The 16,596-nt window shown below is 60.4% G+C and carries 16 protein-coding genes; 4 read left to right on the top strand and 12 right to left on the bottom strand.

Annotated elements, in window-relative coordinates:
• Positions 1-56 precede the first annotated feature (56 nt).
• Complete coding sequence (locus ATY80_RS02275) at positions 57-1,052, top strand: Tim44 domain-containing protein (protein WP_088690858.1); 996 nt, start codon at positions 57-59, stop codon at positions 1,050-1,052.
• 20 nt (positions 1,053-1,072) lie between these two features.
• On the opposite strand, the gene ATY80_RS02270 is transcribed toward ATY80_RS02275, so the two are convergent.
• Entirely contained in the window at positions 1,073-1,738 is a 666-nt protein-coding gene (locus tag ATY80_RS02270) for a J domain-containing protein (protein WP_088691463.1), read from the bottom strand.
• Positions 1,739-2,170: 432 nt separating this feature from the next.
• On the opposite strand from ATY80_RS02270, the gene panC reads away from it, so the two are divergent.
• The gene (gene panC, locus ATY80_RS02265) at positions 2,171-3,049 is read left to right on the top strand and encodes a pantoate--beta-alanine ligase (protein ID WP_088690857.1); all 879 of its coding nucleotides are present in this window, start codon (positions 2,171-2,173) and stop codon (positions 3,047-3,049) included.
• The gene (panB, locus tag ATY80_RS02260) at positions 3,046-3,867 is read left to right on the top strand and encodes a 3-methyl-2-oxobutanoate hydroxymethyltransferase (RefSeq protein WP_088690856.1); all 822 of its coding nucleotides are present in this window, start codon (positions 3,046-3,048) and stop codon (positions 3,865-3,867) included. Before panC ends, panB begins: the two co-directional genes overlap by 4 nt.
• 64 nt (positions 3,868-3,931) lie before the next feature.
• Here the strand turns inward: panB and ATY80_RS02255 are convergent, their stop codons facing one another.
• The 10 genes from ATY80_RS02255 to ATY80_RS02210 form a co-directional block, all read right to left on the bottom strand.
• The gene (locus ATY80_RS02255) at positions 3,932-5,143 is read right to left on the bottom strand and encodes a TIGR03862 family flavoprotein (protein WP_088690855.1); all 1,212 of its coding nucleotides are present in this window, start codon (positions 5,141-5,143) and stop codon (positions 3,932-3,934) included.
• Between the two features lie 170 nt (positions 5,144-5,313).
• Positions 5,314-5,862: a sugar O-acetyltransferase gene (locus tag ATY80_RS02250; RefSeq protein WP_088690854.1), complete on the bottom strand. Its 549-nt coding sequence runs from the start codon at positions 5,860-5,862 to the stop codon at positions 5,314-5,316.
• Positions 5,863-6,158: 296 nt separating this feature from the next.
• A complete protein-coding gene (atzF, locus tag ATY80_RS02245) occupies positions 6,159-7,991 on the bottom strand; it encodes an allophanate hydrolase (RefSeq protein WP_088690853.1) in 1,833 nt (610 codons plus the stop codon).
• Entirely contained in the window at positions 7,988-8,341 is a 354-nt protein-coding gene (locus tag ATY80_RS02240) for a cupin domain-containing protein (RefSeq protein ID WP_088690852.1), read from the bottom strand. The genes atzF and ATY80_RS02240 overlap by 4 nt, the downstream gene beginning before the upstream one ends.
• Entirely contained in the window at positions 8,334-9,002 is a 669-nt protein-coding gene (locus tag ATY80_RS02235) for a cysteine hydrolase (protein ID WP_088690851.1), read from the bottom strand. The genes ATY80_RS02240 and ATY80_RS02235 overlap by 8 nt, the downstream gene beginning before the upstream one ends.
• Positions 9,002-10,552, bottom strand: a complete 1,551-nt coding sequence (locus tag ATY80_RS02230; protein ID WP_088690850.1) for an ABC transporter ATP-binding protein — start codon at positions 10,550-10,552, stop codon at positions 9,002-9,004. Before ATY80_RS02230 ends, ATY80_RS02235 begins: the two co-directional genes overlap by 1 nt.
• Positions 10,549-11,250 carry an isochorismatase family cysteine hydrolase gene (locus tag ATY80_RS02225; RefSeq protein WP_088690849.1) on the bottom strand — a complete coding sequence of 234 codons (702 nt, stop codon included), beginning with the start codon at positions 11,248-11,250 and terminating at the stop codon, positions 10,549-10,551. Before ATY80_RS02225 ends, ATY80_RS02230 begins: the two co-directional genes overlap by 4 nt.
• 242 nt (positions 11,251-11,492) lie before the next feature.
• A complete protein-coding gene (locus ATY80_RS02220) occupies positions 11,493-12,419 on the bottom strand; it encodes an ABC transporter permease (RefSeq protein WP_088691462.1) in 927 nt (308 codons plus the stop codon).
• Positions 12,419-13,549, bottom strand: a complete 1,131-nt coding sequence (locus tag ATY80_RS02215; protein WP_088690848.1) for an ABC transporter permease — start codon at positions 13,547-13,549, stop codon at positions 12,419-12,421. The genes ATY80_RS02220 and ATY80_RS02215 overlap by 1 nt, the downstream gene beginning before the upstream one ends.
• Positions 13,550-13,566: 17 nt before the next feature.
• Positions 13,567-14,691, bottom strand: coding sequence for a BMP family ABC transporter substrate-binding protein (locus tag ATY80_RS02210; RefSeq protein ID WP_088690847.1), 1,125 nt, complete (start codon positions 14,689-14,691; stop codon positions 13,567-13,569).
• A 340-nt stretch (positions 14,692-15,031) separates the two neighbouring features.
• On the opposite strand from ATY80_RS02210, the gene ATY80_RS02205 reads away from it, so the two are divergent.
• Entirely contained in the window at positions 15,032-15,724 is a 693-nt protein-coding gene (locus tag ATY80_RS02205; RefSeq protein ID WP_088690846.1) for a GntR family transcriptional regulator, read from the top strand.
• Between the two features lie 63 nt (positions 15,725-15,787).
• Here ATY80_RS02205 and ATY80_RS02200 read toward each other — a convergent pair whose 3' ends face one another.
• Positions 15,788-16,585 (bottom strand): ABC transporter ATP-binding protein, encoded by a 798-nt coding sequence (locus tag ATY80_RS02200; protein ID WP_088690845.1) that lies wholly within the window; start codon positions 16,583-16,585, stop codon positions 15,788-15,790.
• Positions 16,586-16,596 lie beyond the last annotated feature (11 nt).

The following is a 16,596-nucleotide window of genomic DNA, read 5'->3' as shown; positions in this document are numbered from 1 at the left end:
GCAGTCACTATATAAGCTTCCGACATACGTTGTTTGTCGTGACAGGAGAGATTTTGATGCCTCGTGCCGTTTCGCGTTTTGCCAAGGTTGCGGCGATTGCCGTTCTGACAGGCGCAACCGTATTTGCCTCGATCGGCGAGGCCGATGCGCGTCGTGCGGGCAGCTCCGGGTTCGGCAGCCGCGGCACGCGGACCTTTCAGGCGCCGCCCGTCACAAGCACCGCACCTTCGCCGGCCGCCCCAATCGAGCGCTCGATGACGCCCCGGACGCAAACCAACGCTCCATACGCCGGTCAGCAGCCGCTCGGAACGCAGAGGCCGGGCCTTTTCAACGGTTTTGGCCGGTCGATGATCGGAGGCCTTGTCGCGGGTGGCCTTCTCGGGATGCTGCTCGGCCACGGTTTCGGTGGCGGCTTCGGCTTCCTCGGCATGATGTTGCAGATCGCCCTCATCGCTATTGCGATATCCTTTGCCGTGCGTTTCTTCGCCAATCGCCGCCAACCAGCCTACGGCGGTCCCAGTCGGGCAACCGCCAGTAACATGGCCCCTGGCGGTAGCGCGTCATTTCACATCCCGTCGATTGGATCGGGGGCAGGTTATCAACAGCGCCAGGCGGACACCAAGCCGAATGACGAACTTGGATTGAGCCCACGCGATCTTGACCGCTTCGAGCAACTGCTGACGCAGGTGCAGACCGCCTATGGTGCGGAAGACTACGCCACCTTGCGTCGCCTGACGACGCCGGAGGCCATGTCCTACCTTGCCGAAGAGCTCGGGGAAAATGCGACGAACGGGGTGCGCAACGATGTCTCGAACGTCAAGCTGCTGCAGGGCGATATTGCCGAAGCCTGGCGAGAGGACGGCGCCGACTATGCGACGCTCGCCATGCGCTACTCCTCCATCGACGCGCTCGTCGAACGCGCCAGCGGCAAGATCGTCAGCGGGGACAACCATCGACCGACGGAAACGACGGAAGTCTGGACCTTCGTGCGCAGAGGGGCCGACGCGTGGAAGCTAGCCGCAATCCAGGGCACGGAACAGCGCGCCGCGTAATCGCGGCGGTGTCGGTCCCTTCACCCCTCCTGGGCAGTCGGGACGACCCAAAGCGGACGATCCTCGCGCTTGTTGCGCAGGGCTGGCGTTGACTGATCTTCGACGGCGAGGCCCTCCTCGCCGTCCTGAACGTCCACTTCATAAGTGTAGTCGTAAAGCATCTCGCATGCCCGCTCGCTGGCCTTGATCTTGGCTTCCGTTTCGCCGATCGCGGTCGAAATTGCCTTGATACGCGCACGCAACATGGAGCCGAGAATGTCGGTCACCGGTCGCTTTTCCAACCGTTCGAGATGATGCTCGATGCGCGAGGCATGGCGCTCGAGCTCGCGCTTGCTGAAACGCGCCTTGCGCATTTCTTCCGACAGATCGGATCGCATGCGGGCGAGCGGATCAAACGTGCCGGGCTCGCGCTCGTCCAAGGTCAGCTGATTGACCAGCCTTTCGATGACCATAAGGGCCTGCAGGTCGACGGGATCTGCGAGCTCGACGTCGTAGCCCGTATCGTCGAAGACCTTCCTGCGGACGGGATCCAACAACAGCTCGTAAGCCCTCTGCACACGGCTGAACGCTTCGGGCTCACCGCCCGAATCGGGATGCGTCGCTTTTGCGCGACGCCGATATGCCGCCTTCACCTGGTCATCGGTCGCATCTCGCCGGACGCCGAGAATCTCATAAGGATTGGTCACCATCCCTCCGTCGCTGTTCGGACATTGCCGTCACACCCATGAAGGGCATTCGTCCATCGAGGCCTTCTTCTACCATCACTGGGGCGGAGTTTGGACAAAAAGAATAAACAAAGTCACGTACGAGCGGGCGCAGATCGGGGTAGCGCCGTCTGACGACTATTGCGAGATAAATTGGCGCGACAAGTCCCCGTGACTCTGTCCACATGAGGTGCGATTGGGGCAGGCCTGTCGTCGCCATCCCCACAACATGGATCCAGAGAAGTTCGCCATTGTCCCGATCGCATCGCGTGCCGCGCGGCAAATAGCGTGCCCAGCCGACGACTTAATCGTTATAATGGCGCCGCCTGCGTTGACCCTTTTCGTCAAATCGCGTTCTATCCGCCACCATTTGTCCGGTCCGCTTGATGGCCAGAGGAATTCGGAGGAGGTTTTATGCGCATTGTCAGCACGATGGCAGAGTTGCGCGCTCAGCTTGGCGCCAACCGGCGCGACGGCAAGACGATCGGCTTTGTGCCGACCATGGGATTTCTGCATGTCGGGCACTTGGAGCTGGTCTCCCGTGCGCGCGCCGAAAACGATGTCTGCGTGGTTTCGATCTTCGTCAATCCGTTACAGTTTGGCGCCAACGAAGATCTAAGCAAGTATCCGAGGGATCTGGCGCGTGACAGTGCGATGCTTGGGGCTGCTGGCGTCGATATCCTGTTTGCACCCGAGGTCGGCGAAATGTACCCGCGCCCGATGCTGACAGTGGTCGATGTCCCAATACTTGGAAATCAGTTGGAAGGGGAGGTGCGCCCCGGACATTTCGCCGGGGTGGCGACTGTCGTTACGAAGCTTTTCAATCTCGTGCAGCCTGATCGGGCCTATTTCGGCGAGAAGGACTATCAGCAGGTGGCGCTGATCAAACGAATGGTCGAAGATCTCGCCCAGCCGGTTCTGGTCGTTGCGGTACCTACGGTGCGGGAGGTCGATGGGCTTGCCTGCTCGTCGCGCAACATCTACCTCAGTGATCGTGAGCGGGCTGCCGCCGTCGTCGTGCCGAATGCGTTGGCAGAGGCAGAACGGCTCTATGCCAAGGGTTGTGACAGTCCCGACGAAATGGAGGGGGCGCTCAGGGAGTTCATCGCGACAGAGCCGCTTGCCACGCCCGAAGTGGTTGCAGTACGCCATCCTGAAACCCTGGAGCGCCTGTCCTCGCTGCAGTCTGCCCCTGCCGTTGTCGCCCTTTTCGTGCGCATCGGCACGACGCGGCTTCTCGACAACAGGGTGATCGGTATTAAATCAGCCAAGAACTCGAGGGCAGCACAGTGAGCATTCATGGCAAGCAGAAGCGGCTGACAACGGTAGCGATCCAGGCGATGAAGGGCAAGGACAAGGTGGTCTGCCTGACAGCCTATACGACGCCGATCGCCCGCCTGCTCGATCAGCACTGCGATCTTCTTCTGGTCGGCGATTCCCTCGGCATGGTGCTTTATGGCATGGAAACGACAGTTGGGGTGACACTTGACATGATGGCGGCCCATGGCCGCGCTGTCATGCGCGGCGTGTCGCATGCCTGCGTCATCGTCGATCTGCCCTTCGGCAGCTACCAGGAATCGAAAGAGCAGGCGTTTCGCAACGCTGTCAGGCTGATGCAGGAGACGGGTTGCGACGGCGTCAAGCTGGAGGGTGGCGAGGAAATGGCGGAGACGATCGCCTTCCTGACCACGCGAGGGGTCCCGGTTTTCGCCCATGTCGGCCTGATGCCACAACTGGTCAATACATCAGGCGGCTTCCGGTCACTCGGACATTCAAATGAAGAGACGGCAAAAATTCGCCGTGACGCGCTAGCAGTTGCAAAGGCCGGTGCCTTCGCGGTTGTCGTCGAGGGGACCGTCGAGCCCGTCGCGCGCGACATTACGGCCTTGCTTGAGGTACCAACCATCGGTATCGGGGCGTCGCCGGCCTGTGACGGCCAGGTTCTGGTGTCGGACGACATGCTTGGACTTTTTAACGATTTCAAGCCGCGCTTCGTCAAGCGCTTTGCCGACCTTGGCCCGCTGGTATCGCAAGCCGCCGAGGCCTATGCCGACGAAGTTCGAGCCGGTCAGTTCCCGGCCAAGGAACATACGTTTCAGCCGAAACGCTAGTGTTGGCAGCTATGTCACGCATGTCTTTGGCGCGAAACCGGTTGCCGCTTTCGGCAGACATGCCTTAGCTGCGGCCGAGCCAGGCTACGATGCCACGGGCGGCCACCCGGCCGGTGGCAAGGCATGCCGTCAGGAGATAACCGCCGGTCGGCGCTTCCCAGTCGATCATTTCACCGGCGACAAACAAACCGGGCAGCGCCTTCAGCATGTAGTTTCGGTCAAGCTCGTCCCAGGTAATGCCGCCTGCAGAGGAAATCGCCTCGGCGATCGGGCGGGTTCTGCGGACGGAGATAGGCAAAGCCTTGATCAGAGAGGCCAGTTCATGGCGATCGCTAAGGTTTGTGGCGCCAGCAAGCTCGCGTATGAGCGCTGCCTTTACGCCGTCGATGCCAACAGCCTTTCGCAGGCGGGTCGATAGACTTGCCTTCGGATCCTGTTTTCCAAGTTCACGGACGATCTGCTCCTGTGTCCGTCCGGGGATCAGGTCGACGTCAAATATTGCGGCTTCGCCGGCCATCAAACTGTCCCTCAATGCGGCTGCATGAGCGTAGACGAGGCTGCCCTCGATACCATGCCTTGTGATCACGAATTCTCCGGGGATTGTCCCCGCCGACGAAGATGCCGTGACCGATTTGACGGGTTCGCCTGAAAATCGCTCCCGCAGATGCTCGCTCCAGTCGACATCGAAGCCGCAATTGGCGGGCCGAAAGTCGTCGACAGCGATGCTCTTGTCCCTGAGCCACGGAAGCCAGCGCCCGTCGGAACCGAGGCGGGGCCAGCTCGCCCCGCCGAGCGACAGAAGCGCTGCGTCCGGCTGGATCACACAAACGCCGCCAGGTTTTTCGATGAGGTAGCCGCCATCTGAAAACCCCATCCAGCGATGGCGGGTCAGGATCTTGACGTTTTGGGTCTCCAGTCTTCGCAGCCAGGCGCGCAGAAGCGGTGAAGCCTTCATTGCCGTTGGAAATACCCGCCCCGAGGATCCCACGAATGTTTCAGCACCCAGTCCGGCTGCCCAGGCTCTGACATCGGACGGCTTGAAGCCGTCCAGTGCTTCGCGCAGGCGGTCATCTGATGCGCCGAAGCGTGACGCGAAGCTCTCGTAATCCTCCGAATGGGTGATATTGAGCCCGGATTTGCCGGCAAGAAGAAATTTCCGCGCGACTGTCGGCATCGCATCATAGACTGTGACTGCATATCCTTGCGAAGACAAACTTTCTGCCGCCGCCAGACCCGCTGGACCGCCGCCGAGGATTGCGATTTGCTTCTTCACCATCAAAAATCGCCCGGGATCGATATCGAGGGCCCTCTCATGGCTTGCGCAAGCACGATGCGCAAGAGGATCCCGGTTGAAACGGACGGTTTCTCGGGGCGCAAGTCGTGCTCGCAGCAGTCGGAGGAAACCCGCGTCGCAGCCTTGCCGTCTAGTCATAGTGCAGCGCTTCGTCAGACCTTGCGCGCCGGGTTCCCAACCACAGTTGCACCTTCTGAGATGTCGCGGGTGACGACCGAACCCGCGCCAATGATGGCGCCGTCTCCTATCCTCACGCCGCCGAGGACGATGGTACCACCACCGATCCAGACATCGGCGCCGATCGACACGGGCCGATCGAGCTGCAGTCCGCTGCGGCGAAGAGCTGGATCCCTGTGATGGTCGGCGCAGTAGATCTGGACACCAGGCCCCAGCATGGAGCCTTCGCCGATCTGCACGCTCGCAGTGTCCAGGATGGTGCAGCCGGCATTGAGATAGACACGATGGCCGAGCGAAATGTTCATACCATAGGCGCAATGGAACGGCGCCTCGATGAACGCATCGTCGGGCGCTTCCGCAAACAGCGCTTTCAGCGCTGGGGCGACATTGCCACGATTTTCGGGATCAAGTGTATTGTGCTGATGCACTGCCTTGCGTGCAAGTACGCGCAGGGCATCGAGCTCCGGATCGAAGCAGCAATACCACTCTCCGGCGGCCATCTTCTGTCGTTCACTAGTGCTCACCGGATGCTCCTTAAACTGTTCCAATATCGCAGCTTCGATGATGGACGAAGGAGGAGCGTCGTCGCAAGAGCTGCAATCACGCCGCTTAAAATGGGCCCGAATTTGCGATTGGGGCGTCGCCCCCCTCGAAGCAATCGATAGACAGGCGACAAGCCCCCCGAACAGCGCGATGAGGGTCGCCGTTCCTTTCCAACAGCTTAACAAAGCGAACGTCCAGCTTACGTGCGTGATGCGGGACGTCTATTGCAAGGCGCTGGAAGAAAAATGCGTAACCGCATGTTATTCCAGCTGGCCTGTTAGCCGGCCTTGTCGACCCTGTGCGATGGCGAAAACCTGCTCTGATAGGCTCGCCAGCCGCCATAGTTGGTTATGTCTGCTGCTCCGACGAGCGCCAGCGGTTCGACCAGAAAACCCTTTGCCGAAGTGCTATCCGATAGCATGATGGTCCCGATGCTCATCGGAGCGGGGATCGCAGCCACGAAAGAACCGAAGGACGTGGGCGTGAGCTTCCAGACTTCCACTTCGATTTCGCTTCCTTCGTCCTCGCCAACGCGTGTCATGCCGGGTTTGGGCGGCACGGACCCTGTGAGCGAAAAAAGCCTGTAGGCGCTCGATGTCCGTGCGAGCCGAGAGAATTTTCCCCCGAGATCGGTAAGCTGATGGTTCAGGGGCATGCCGGAAAGATGCGCGCCGACGACAACGATATCGATCAGATCCTCGTCCCGGGTGGTCGACGTTGGAGGAGCCGAGCGGGGCTGTGACCAACCCGTCGCCCCAAGCCTGAGGCCGCTTGCCCGATGGAGATCACGGGCAAGCGTTGCGGTCAGCCCGTCTCGGCCGGAAAGAGCAAGCAGTGTAACGCTCGCAGGAAGCCCGTCGGAGCGGGTGCCGGTCGGCACGGCAATACCGCACATGTCGAGCAGGTTGACGAAGTTCGTGTAAGTGCCGAGGCGGGAATTTTCGCGGATCGGCTCCGCCTCAAGATCGGCCAGGGTATAATGGGTCGGCGCGGTCGGTACGCATAACAGATCGACTGATGCGATCAGCGGCCCGATCTCTTTCTTCAGGGCCTGCAGCGCGTAAAAGCCGCAAAAGGCGTCGGTGGCCGATAGTGTCCTGGCGGCGCCATAGATCCTGCGGGTGACCGGATGGAGGCTCTGCTCCTTTGTGTCGAAAAACGGCTTGATCGCAGCATAGCGTTCGGCCACCCAGGCGCCCTCATAGAGCAGGCTGGCGACCTTGTAGAACGCCGCGAAAGGTATTTCGACGAGCTTGTGGCCAAGTTTTTCCAGCGCCGACAGCGCGTTGAAATAGGCCGCTTCCATCACGGCGTCGCCAAAGAATTGCAGCTCGGCTTTCGCAGGCACGCCGATTGCAAGTACCGGCAAAACCGCTCCAAAGCCGGTCGCGGCAATGGTTTTCGAATAAGCGTCCGCCTCATCATGTCGAGCGGCGACGGAAAACACCGCCCATGCGTCATCAACCGTGAGCGCGAAGACCGAGACACAGTCGAGCGTGCGACACGCGGGAATGACACCTGTCGTCGAAAGCGCGCCGACACTTGGTTTGAGGCCGACGATATTGTTGAGGCCGGCTGGAATACGGCCCGAACCGGCCGTGTCCGTGCCGAGCGCAAAGCTGACGATGCCCTGTGCTGTCGCAACAGCCGAACCGGAGGACGAACCGCCTGGCACGAGTTCCGGGTCGATGGCGTTCTTCGGGATCGGATAGGGTGATCGTATACCAACAAGCCCGGTCGCGAACTGGTCGAGATTGGTCTTGCCGATCACCAGCGCGCCGGCTTTGCGCAGCAGGTGCACAATGGTGGCGTCCTTTTCCGGCAGATAGGCGTAGTCCGGGCAGGCCGCGGTCGTTGGCATGCCAGCGACATCGATATTGTCCTTTACCGCGAAGGGAATGCCGAAAAGCGGTCTAGAGGCATCGAAGCTGCCGAGCTTTTCTGCCTCAGCCAGCACAGACCCCTTCTTTGCCAGATGAATGAAGATGCCAGGATCGTTCACGGCAGCAATACGGTCGAAGACCGCTTCGACGATCTCCGCAACGCGGCCACCGTTGCGATAAAACTCGTGCAGCGAGGCAATGTCGAAGGCTGGTATCGTCGAATTCATGCTCTTTCCTCGTTCAGTATTCTTACGGGCCGGTCCCACTGGATGAGCACGACACAGCCGGTATCGCTCCAGACCGAATGCTCGCTACCGGGTGCATTGACGATATAGCTGCCGCGGCCGTAGTCGCCAGCCTCGTCGGATTGTACTCCGTCGAGGACCAGGATGGTTTCCAGCCCTTGATGCAAATGACGTGGAACGGAAGCGCCGGGCTCATATTTGAGGAGGGCAACGCCTGGCTGATCGCCTGCGAAGGGGCGGATCCAGTGAATTGCCACCTTCTCGCGAAACGGAGCGAATTCCAGTTCCTTCCATCCGCCTGTGGCAAGCCGGTGTCGGATCGTTTCAGGCATCGGCGATGCTTTCCAAGATGTCGTCGACATGGGCCGTCCAGCCAACGATCGCCCCCTGGGCACGTATCATGGCGATGGCTGCGGCCTTGAATTCGGGAAAATAGCTTTCCGTCGCCTCCTCGGCGAGCAGGCATTCATAGCCCCGGTCGTTCGCCTCGCGCATCGTGGTCTGCACGCAGACCTCGGTCGTCACACCCGCAAAGACGAGCTGCTTGATACCCTTCTGCTGCAGCACTTCGCCCAACTCGGTGGCGTAGAAGGCGCCCTTGCCGGGTTTTTCGATGACGACTTCCCCTTTTACGGGAGCAAGCTCCGGCAGGATAGCAGTGCCGGGCTCGCCCGAGATCAGGATGCGACCCATCGGGCCTTCGTCGCCGATGCGCAGCGTCGGGCTGCCACGATCGCGCTTTGCCGCCGGCAGGTCCGAAAGATCAGGCCTGTGGCACTCCATCGTGTGAATGACCGGCAGGCCGGCATCGCGGAAGCCCTGGATAAGGCGTTTGACATCAGGCACGATCCTGCTGATGCGATCGACATCATTGCCGAGGCTGGCGCCAAAGCCGCCGGGTTCGGCGAAATCTCGCTGCATGTCGATGACGATAAGGGCAAGCTGGTCGCGCTTCACCTTGAAGGCGAAGGGTTCTGCCTTGATCCTTGCCATCAGTAATGCCCCGCCATGTGGGCGCCGATCGCACCGATATCGGCAAAGCGCGCCTCTGTCTCGTAGACCAGCCTGCCTTCGGAAATGACCATGATGCGGTCGGACAGTTCTAAAAGTTCGTCGAGGTCCTCAGACAGCAGCAGGACCGCCGCGCCAGAATTGCGCGCTTTCATGATACGGGCACGGATTTCGGCGACGGCCGAGAAATCGAGGCCGAAACAGGGGTTCGAAACGATCAGCAGATCCACCTCGCCGGTCAGTTCACGGGCGAGAACCGCGCGCTGCACATTGCCGCCCGAAAGTGCCGCGATCGGCGAGGAAGAAGAGGCCGTCTTCACCTTGAAGTCGGAGATCAGCGCTGTGGCGCGTTTTCTCATCCTGCCCTTGTTCAGCCAGATCGCATCCTTGCCGTTGGCCTTCAGATCGAACGTACGAAAGGCGAGATTTTCACTGACCGTCATGCGTGGGACGCAGGCATTTTGCAGCGGCTCTTCGGGAATGAAACGGACCCTGTTCATACGGGTCTCCGGACGAGTAGCGCCATAGGCTTGGCCTTTGACGGTGACGCGGCCGCTGTCGGTGGGGCGCTGCCCAGCCAGGATTTCCGTCAGCTCCTTCTGGCCGTTGCCGGAAATGCCGGCGATCCCAACGATCTCGCCTGAGCGCACCATCAGATTATCGATCTCGATCGTCTTGAGGCCGGAGCGGTCCGCCGCCTTGACCTTTTCCATCTTGAGGACGGGCTTGGCCTTATCAGAAACCAGGGCGCGGGTATCGAGCTCGGCGAGTTTCACATCGCCAATCATCATCGCCGCCATGTCTGACGTGGAGAGCTCGTCGATCTTGCCGCGACCGACCAGTTTGCCGCGACGCAGGACCGAGACGGCGTCTGCAAACTTCGTCACTTCATGGAACTTGTGTGAGATCATCAATACCGTCAGCACGCCGTACTTTGTCATGTCGCGCACGAGGCTAAGCATTTCGTCCGCTTCGGCAGGCGTCAGCACGGATGTCGGCTCGTCCAGTACCAGGAAGGAGCGGCCGAGATAGAGCTGCTTTATGATCTCCAGCTTCTGCTTTTCACCCGCGGCAAGGTCTCGTACGGGCCGGTCGAGCGGGATCTTGAAGGGCATGCGCTCCATGAATTCGGCCAGATCCTTGCGTTCCTTCGTCCAGTTGATGATAGCGGGCACTTCGGCGCGGCTGATGACGAGGTTTTCGGCGCCCGTCAGCGAAGGAACGAGCGTGAAATGCTGATAGACCATGCCAAGGCCCTGGGTGGCAGCGTCCCTTGGCGAGGCGATCGCCACCTCGTGGCCGTCGACAGAAAGCGAGCCTGATGTCGCGTGGTAAAAACCCATGATGCATTTGACGAGCGTCGACTTGCCAGCGCCGTTTTCGCCGAGCAGCGCGTGGAAGCTACCGGCAGGCACCTTGATCGATACATGGTCGAGTGCGGTGAAGCCGCCAAAGCGCATTGTCATGTCGATCGTGTCGATGCCGATGGCCTTGCCAGGTTGGGGGAGCGGGATGTCGCGGACGATGCTCATGGCAGTTGGCTCACCAGCGTTTCGCAGTTGGTAACGGAGCCGAACACACCGCCTTGCATCTTCACCATCTTGATGGCGGCGAGATGATTGCCGTAATCGGTGGCGCCACAGCAGTCCTCGAGCAACAGGCACTCGAAGCCGCGGTCGTTTGCCTCGCGCATCGTTGTGTGAACGCAGACGTCGGTGGTGATGCCGGTCAGGATGATGTTCTCGATCCGCTTCTGGTTGAGAATCAGCTCCAAATCCGTGGCGCAGAACGAGCCCTTGCCGGGTTTGTCGATGATCGTCTCGCCCTCGATCGGCTTCAACTCATCGATAATGTCCCACCCTGGTTCTCCACGAACGAGGATGCGGCCGCAGGGGCCCGCGTCGCCGATGCCAGCGTTGATGCGCTTTGAGCGCCAGCGCTTATTGGCCGGCAGATCGGCAAGATCGGGCCGGTGGCCCTCGCGCGTGTGGATGACGTGGTAGCCCTTGGCGCGCATGGCCAAAAGCACTCTTTTGATCGGCTCAATCGGCGCGCGCACCAGCGAAAGGTCATAGCCCATATGATCGACATAGCCGCCCGGTCCACAAAAATCAGTCTGCATGTCGATGATGATGAGCGCCGTGTTGTCGGGTCTTAACGCGCCATTGTAGGGCCAGGCATATGGATCGGCATTGATGTAGTGGCTCTTGGTTTTTACCATCGCATCCATCGTCTTCTCCTATTCACCCGCAGGTTAGAACGTTTCGCCATGGCGCCGCTTGTCGAAGCCGCGAAATGTGCCGTCGACGACCGCGACCGCCCAGAAGAACCGACAGCTGCCGCGAGGTGGTCGTGCATGGCAGGTGGGCGAGACGTGAGCGCCGCATCGACAGCCACGTAATCGCGGCGGCCGAACTGGCCGGCGCCCGGGCCGGTTTTGTTGAAGCTGCCGAACCATTCATGGCGGATCCTTTATTTGGTGAGCGACAATGCGCCAGGAGCTCCGGCGAGCGAACGGGTGGGCGAGGAGGTTACAATCAGGATGACGAGCGTCAGAACATAGGGAGCCGCATAGAACAGGTAGTAGCCCTTTGTGACGCCAACCGACTGCAGGGCAGGACCAAGCGCACCCGCGCCACCGAAGAGAAGCGCCGCCAGAAAGCAGCCGATCGGGTTCCAGCGCGCGAAGATCACCAGCGCCACCGCCATCAGGCCCTGTCCGGAAGAGATGCCTTCGCTCCAGGAGCCGGGGTAGTAGAGTGAGAGATAGGCACCGCCGACGGCGGCGAGCGATCCGCCGACCGCGGTCGCCAGCAGGCGGACACGCTCCGGATCAATCCCCATCGCTTTCGCAGCATCGGTGCTGTCACCGACAACGCGCAGGACAAGGCCGATCCGGGTGTTCTTGAACGCCCACCACAGAAAGAGTGCAAGTAGACCGCCAATGATAAAAAGGGCATTGATGTTCAAGGCGGCCCGAACCTGCGCGAGATTGGACCAGGCGCCGAACGGGATCGACGGCAGGTGTGGGGCTGCTGGCTGGATGAAGGGCTTGCCGAGAAAGAAGGCAAGCCCGAGCCCGAATTGCATCATGGCGATGCCGATCGCGATGTCGTTGACCTTCGGCCACTTGCAGATCCACCCGTGCAGCAGGCCGAAGACCGCGCCAGTGCCAATGGCCGCCAGCACACCGAGCCAGGGTGAACCGCTTTGCACGGCGATCGCGTAGGCCGTCATGGCGCCGAAGACGAGCGTGCCCTCAAGCCCGAGATTGATGCGGCCGGAGCGTTCTGTGATCGTCTCGCCAAGACTGACGAAAATGAAGGGTGTCGAGACGCGGATCGCGCCCGCAAGGATCGCGAGGGGGACGCCCCAGATGCCAATGCCGCTTGCTTCCATCATGCGCGCCTTTTCCAGAGGTCGGGATTGAAGATCTTGAAGCGGCCGTAAAAGGTCTCGCAAAAAAGGATGACGACGAAGAGCGTTCCCTGCAACACCAGTACGGTCGCGTCGGGCAAGCCCATCCGGCGCTGGATCAACCCGCCCGATGCATCGATGCCGCCAAGCAAGATGGCGACCGGGATGATGGCCAGCGGATTGTGCCGCGCCAGGAAGGCGACGAGGATGCCGGTATAGCCATAACCCGCCGCCAGCGAGGCATTGGCGCTGCCTTGGACAGCTGCGACCTCGATCATGCCGGCAAGACCGGCAAGGCTGCCAGCAATGGCCGTGAAACCGACGATCAGGCGGCCGACAGGCAAGCCCTGGATCTGAGCGGCGCGAACGTTGCCGCCGGCAATACGCGCCGCAAAGCCATAGCTCGTGACCTCGATCAGGACCGAGGAGACGATGCAGGCGGTAACGCCGATGGCAAGCCCCCAATGCACGTCCATTCCGGGGATCTTGCCGAGCATGTACTCGGCGGGCAGGGGAGCGGTGGAGGGTTTGTTCAGGCTCGCCGGATCGCGAAGCGGCCCTTCCACAAACTGGTTCATCAACGCGATGGCGATATAGGCGAGCAGCAGTGAGGAGATGGTCTCGTTGACACCGCGATAGTGTCGCAGGAAGCCTGCAAGGCCGATCCAGATGCCGCCGACGATCATCGCCGCCGCCGCCATCAGCATGAGGACGAAGAGGGCAGGGAATGTTCCGACCAACGGTAACGCGGTGGCCGCAGCAGCAACGCCACCCAAGACAACGGCACCCTCGCCGCCGATGATGACGAGCCCCAATCGGGCCGGCAAGGCGACGCAAAGCGCTGTCAGAAGAAGCGGTGCGGCCCGGCTGAGGCTGTTCTGGATTGAGAACCAACTGCCGAAGCCGCCCGTGTACATCAGTTGGAACAAGGTGGCCGGTGATTTGCCGATCACCAAGACGAAGAGGCAGAACAGCGCCAGTCCGATGAGAATTGCGCCGAAGCTGATGACAACGGGTTCCGCGCGCCGTGCCAGCCACTCGAGAATGGGCCTGAATACGGAGGATCGTTCGGAAGCGATGATTATCTGGGACGTGTTCGCCTCGACTGTCATGACGCTTCTCCCCTGGCTCAGGCCGTGGATCCGGCGACGCCTTCCACAAGGTAGGCCATGCTCTCGAGCTCGATGGCATCTTCGGCATAGCTCTTGTCGGCCGTGACGACGACGTTGCCCTTGTTGTCCTTGATCGGTCCCTTGAAGACGGAGAACGCGCCGGTCATCATCTCGGCCAAGGTGGCGTCGAATTTCGTCCGTCCCTCGGCGGGCACGGCAGGCCCTAGCGGGCTCATCTTGACGAAGCCGTCCTTGAGGCCGCCGCGCACGAAGTTGCCAAGCTTCTCGCCGGCCTGTGCCTTCTTGACGAAATCGGTGTAGACATTCCCCCAGGCCCATTCGGCGCCGGTCAGATACTTTTCCGGCGCCAGCGGGCCCTGGTTTGCGTGATAGCCGCAAACGAAAGCGCCGCGGCTGGCAGCCGTTTCGACAACAACCTTCGGGCTGTCGACATGGCAGGTGATGACATCAGCGCCCTGGTCGATCAGCGCGTTGGTCGCTTCGGCCTCCTTGACGGCAAGCGACCACTCGCCGGTAAAGATGACTTGGCAGGTGATTGTCGGATCGACCGAACGCGCGCCGAGGAGGAAGGCGTTGATGTTCTGAAGCACCTGTGGAATGGGCTTGGCAGCGACGAAACCAAGTTTCTTGCTTTTTGAGGTGTAGCCGGCTGCGACCCCGTTCAAGTATTGCCCCTGGAAGATGTAGCCGAAATACGAGCCGGTGTTTGCCGAGTTCTTGCCTTCCTGCCAAAGGCCGCCGCAATGGCGAAACTGGATGTCCGGGTACTTTGCCGCCATCGCCAGCATGTGCGGGTCGAAATAGCCAAACGACGTCGGGAATATCAGACTCGCGCCGTCGAGGTTGATCATCGATTCCATCGTCTTCTGGACATCCACCGTTTCCGGGACCTTTTCCTCTTCGACGATCGTGACGCCGGCAACAGCCTTCAGCGCCGCCGCACCTTCGGCATGCGCCTGGTTGTAGCCGTAGTCGTCCTTGGGACCGACATAGATGAAGCCGACGGTCAGCGCGCTCTGGGCGAGAGTGCGGCCAGGCAGCAGGCCCGGTGTCAAGGCGATGGCGCCGGCTGCTGATGCCTGAAGGAAATGGCGGCGGTTCATGGAAAGGAGTTTGGTCATCGGAATGCTCCTTGCGGCCGAGGGCCGGTTCGAAAAAGTACTGCAGAAAAGTGCATGCAATACGCGTGCCAAATAGTAACATGCTGGTTTTTATGGAAGTTTACCGAGATGAGAGGATACGCTGCGAAAAGTGTATGCAGATTAAGCAAGTCGATGCGTAAGAATTAATCACTGAAAAATTATTGTTCATTCTTATTTGCCATATAAAGTTTTTCTCGTTCACGAGGCGGCTTTCCGAGTCATAAATATGAAAATTAACAACAACATCACCGCTGCATTTGACTTATTGAGCCGAGGGCGCCATCTGTATGCAGAGTATTAAGGTGAGCAGATTCGCATCGTGAAGCAGGCCGGCCGCAGAGAAGTCATCCGTACCGGAACCACCGTCGAACAGATGGTGCGGGCGATTTCCGACATGATCGTCACTGGTTCAATCCTGCCGGGCGCGAAGCTCGACGAAGTCTCGCTCGCCACGCGTTTCGACGTTTCGCGTACGCCGGTACGAGAAGCCCTGCGCGAACTGGGCGCCATGGGATTGATCGAGCGCGAGCCGAACCGCAGTGCCGTTGTTGCAACCGTCACCGAGGCTTATCTGCATTCAATGTTCGAAGCGATGGCGGAACTCGAAGCCATCTGCGCCAGGTTGTCGGCCGAGCGTATGACAGTCGATGAGCGGCGCACGCTGGAAATGGTGCACAAGGCGTCGATGAGGCTCGTGCATGAAGGCGCGGAAGAGCAATATTCGGTTTACAACACCGAGTTCCACACAAGGCTTTATCGCGGCGCGCATAATGATCATGTCTTCGAGATGGTGACCCAGACGCGAGCACGGCTTGCTCCCTTTCGGCGAGCGCAGTTCCGTCTGCCCGGGCGCCTGGCAAAATCCTATGAGGAGCATGGCCGGATCGTCACCGCGATCATGCGAGCGGATGCCGCAGCAGCAGCTCAGGCGGCATATTCCCATGTAGAGATTGTCAGCGATGCCAGCGCGGTGTTCGCAACAGGCGGGGCGCGGACAGAGCGGGGCGCGTAGATCAGATCCGCGGCAAGACCGAAAGCCACGGCGGCCAGAACGACCGTGGCTGTCTGGCGGCCTCTACTCGGCAAATTCTATGAAGCGGTGGCGTTCGTAGAGGAATTTCAACACGGCTTCGCGGCATCTGAGATATGTCCGATCGGAGGCAAGTTCGATGCGATTGCGAGGACGCGACATGATCACGTCCAGCACCTCGCCGATGCGAGCCGCCGGGCCGTTGGTCATCATCACGATACGGTCGGACAAAAGCACCGCCTCATCGACGTCATGAGTGATCATCACCATCGTGTTGCCGAGCCGGGCATGGATTTCCATCACCGCGTCCTGAAGGTGGGCGCGCGTCAGTGCGTCGAGCGCGCCGAAGGGCTCGTCGAGCAACAGGATCTTCGGCTCCATCGAAAGTGCGCGAGCAATGCCGACGCGCTGTTTCATGCCCCCCGAAATCTCCGAAGGCCGCTTGTCCTTGGCATGTGCCATCTGCACAAGGTCGAGGTTGGCCATGACCCAGTCGTGCCGCTCGGCCTTCGTCTTCGTTCTGTTGAAGACCTTGGAGACGGCGAGATTCACGTTCTCGTAGACCGTCAGCCACGGCAGGAGCGAGTGGTTCTGGAATACGACGGCGCGTTCGGGACCTGGTGCGTTGACTTCGCGGTTTTCAAGGAGCACTGCACCTGCCGAAACCGGGGTGAGGCCGGCAATGAGATTAAGCAGGGTGGACTTGCCACAGCCCGAATGGCCGATGATCGAAACGAACTCGCCCTTGGATATCGTCAAGTTGACGTCTTTCAGGACCTCGGCGCGCTTGCCGCCCCGATCGAAATGTTTGTCGATGCGGTCTAGCTTCAGATAGGCGTTCATGAATACGTTCC

The organism is Rhizobium sp. R711, assembly GCF_002211365.1.
Classification (GTDB): domain Bacteria; phylum Pseudomonadota; class Alphaproteobacteria; order Rhizobiales; family Rhizobiaceae; genus Rhizobium.
This window is presented reverse-complemented; position numbering and strand designations above follow the sequence as displayed.

Coding starts and splice junctions, on each gene's coding strand:
- ATY80_RS02275 (WP_088690858.1), top strand. CDS start 57: ATGCCTCGTGCCGTTTCGCGTTTTGCCAAGGTTGCGGCGATTGCCGTT.
- panC (WP_088690857.1), top strand. CDS start 2,171: ATGCGCATTGTCAGCACGATGGCAGAGTTGCGCGCTCAGCTTGGCGCC.
- ATY80_RS02255 (WP_088690855.1), bottom strand. CDS start 5,143: ATGGTGAAGAAGCAAATCGCAATCCTCGGCGGCGGTCCAGCGGGTCTG.
- atzF (WP_088690853.1), bottom strand. CDS start 7,991: ATGAATTCGACGATACCAGCCTTCGACATTGCCTCGCTGCACGAGTTT.
- ATY80_RS02240 (WP_088690852.1), bottom strand. CDS start 8,341: ATGCCTGAAACGATCCGACACCGGCTTGCCACAGGCGGATGGAAGGAA.
- ATY80_RS02235 (WP_088690851.1), bottom strand. CDS start 9,002: ATGGCAAGGATCAAGGCAGAACCCTTCGCCTTCAAGGTGAAGCGCGAC.
- ATY80_RS02230 (WP_088690850.1), bottom strand. CDS start 10,552: ATGAGCATCGTCCGCGACATCCCGCTCCCCCAACCTGGCAAGGCCATC.
- ATY80_RS02225 (WP_088690849.1), bottom strand. CDS start 11,250: ATGGATGCGATGGTAAAAACCAAGAGCCACTACATCAATGCCGATCCA.
- ATY80_RS02220 (WP_088691462.1), bottom strand. CDS start 12,419: ATGGAAGCAAGCGGCATTGGCATCTGGGGCGTCCCCCTCGCGATCCTT.
- ATY80_RS02215 (WP_088690848.1), bottom strand. CDS start 13,549: ATGACAGTCGAGGCGAACACGTCCCAGATAATCATCGCTTCCGAACGA.
- ATY80_RS02210 (WP_088690847.1), bottom strand. CDS start 14,691: ATGACCAAACTCCTTTCCATGAACCGCCGCCATTTCCTTCAGGCATCA.
- ATY80_RS02200 (WP_088690845.1), bottom strand. CDS start 16,585: ATGAACGCCTATCTGAAGCTAGACCGCATCGACAAACATTTCGATCGG.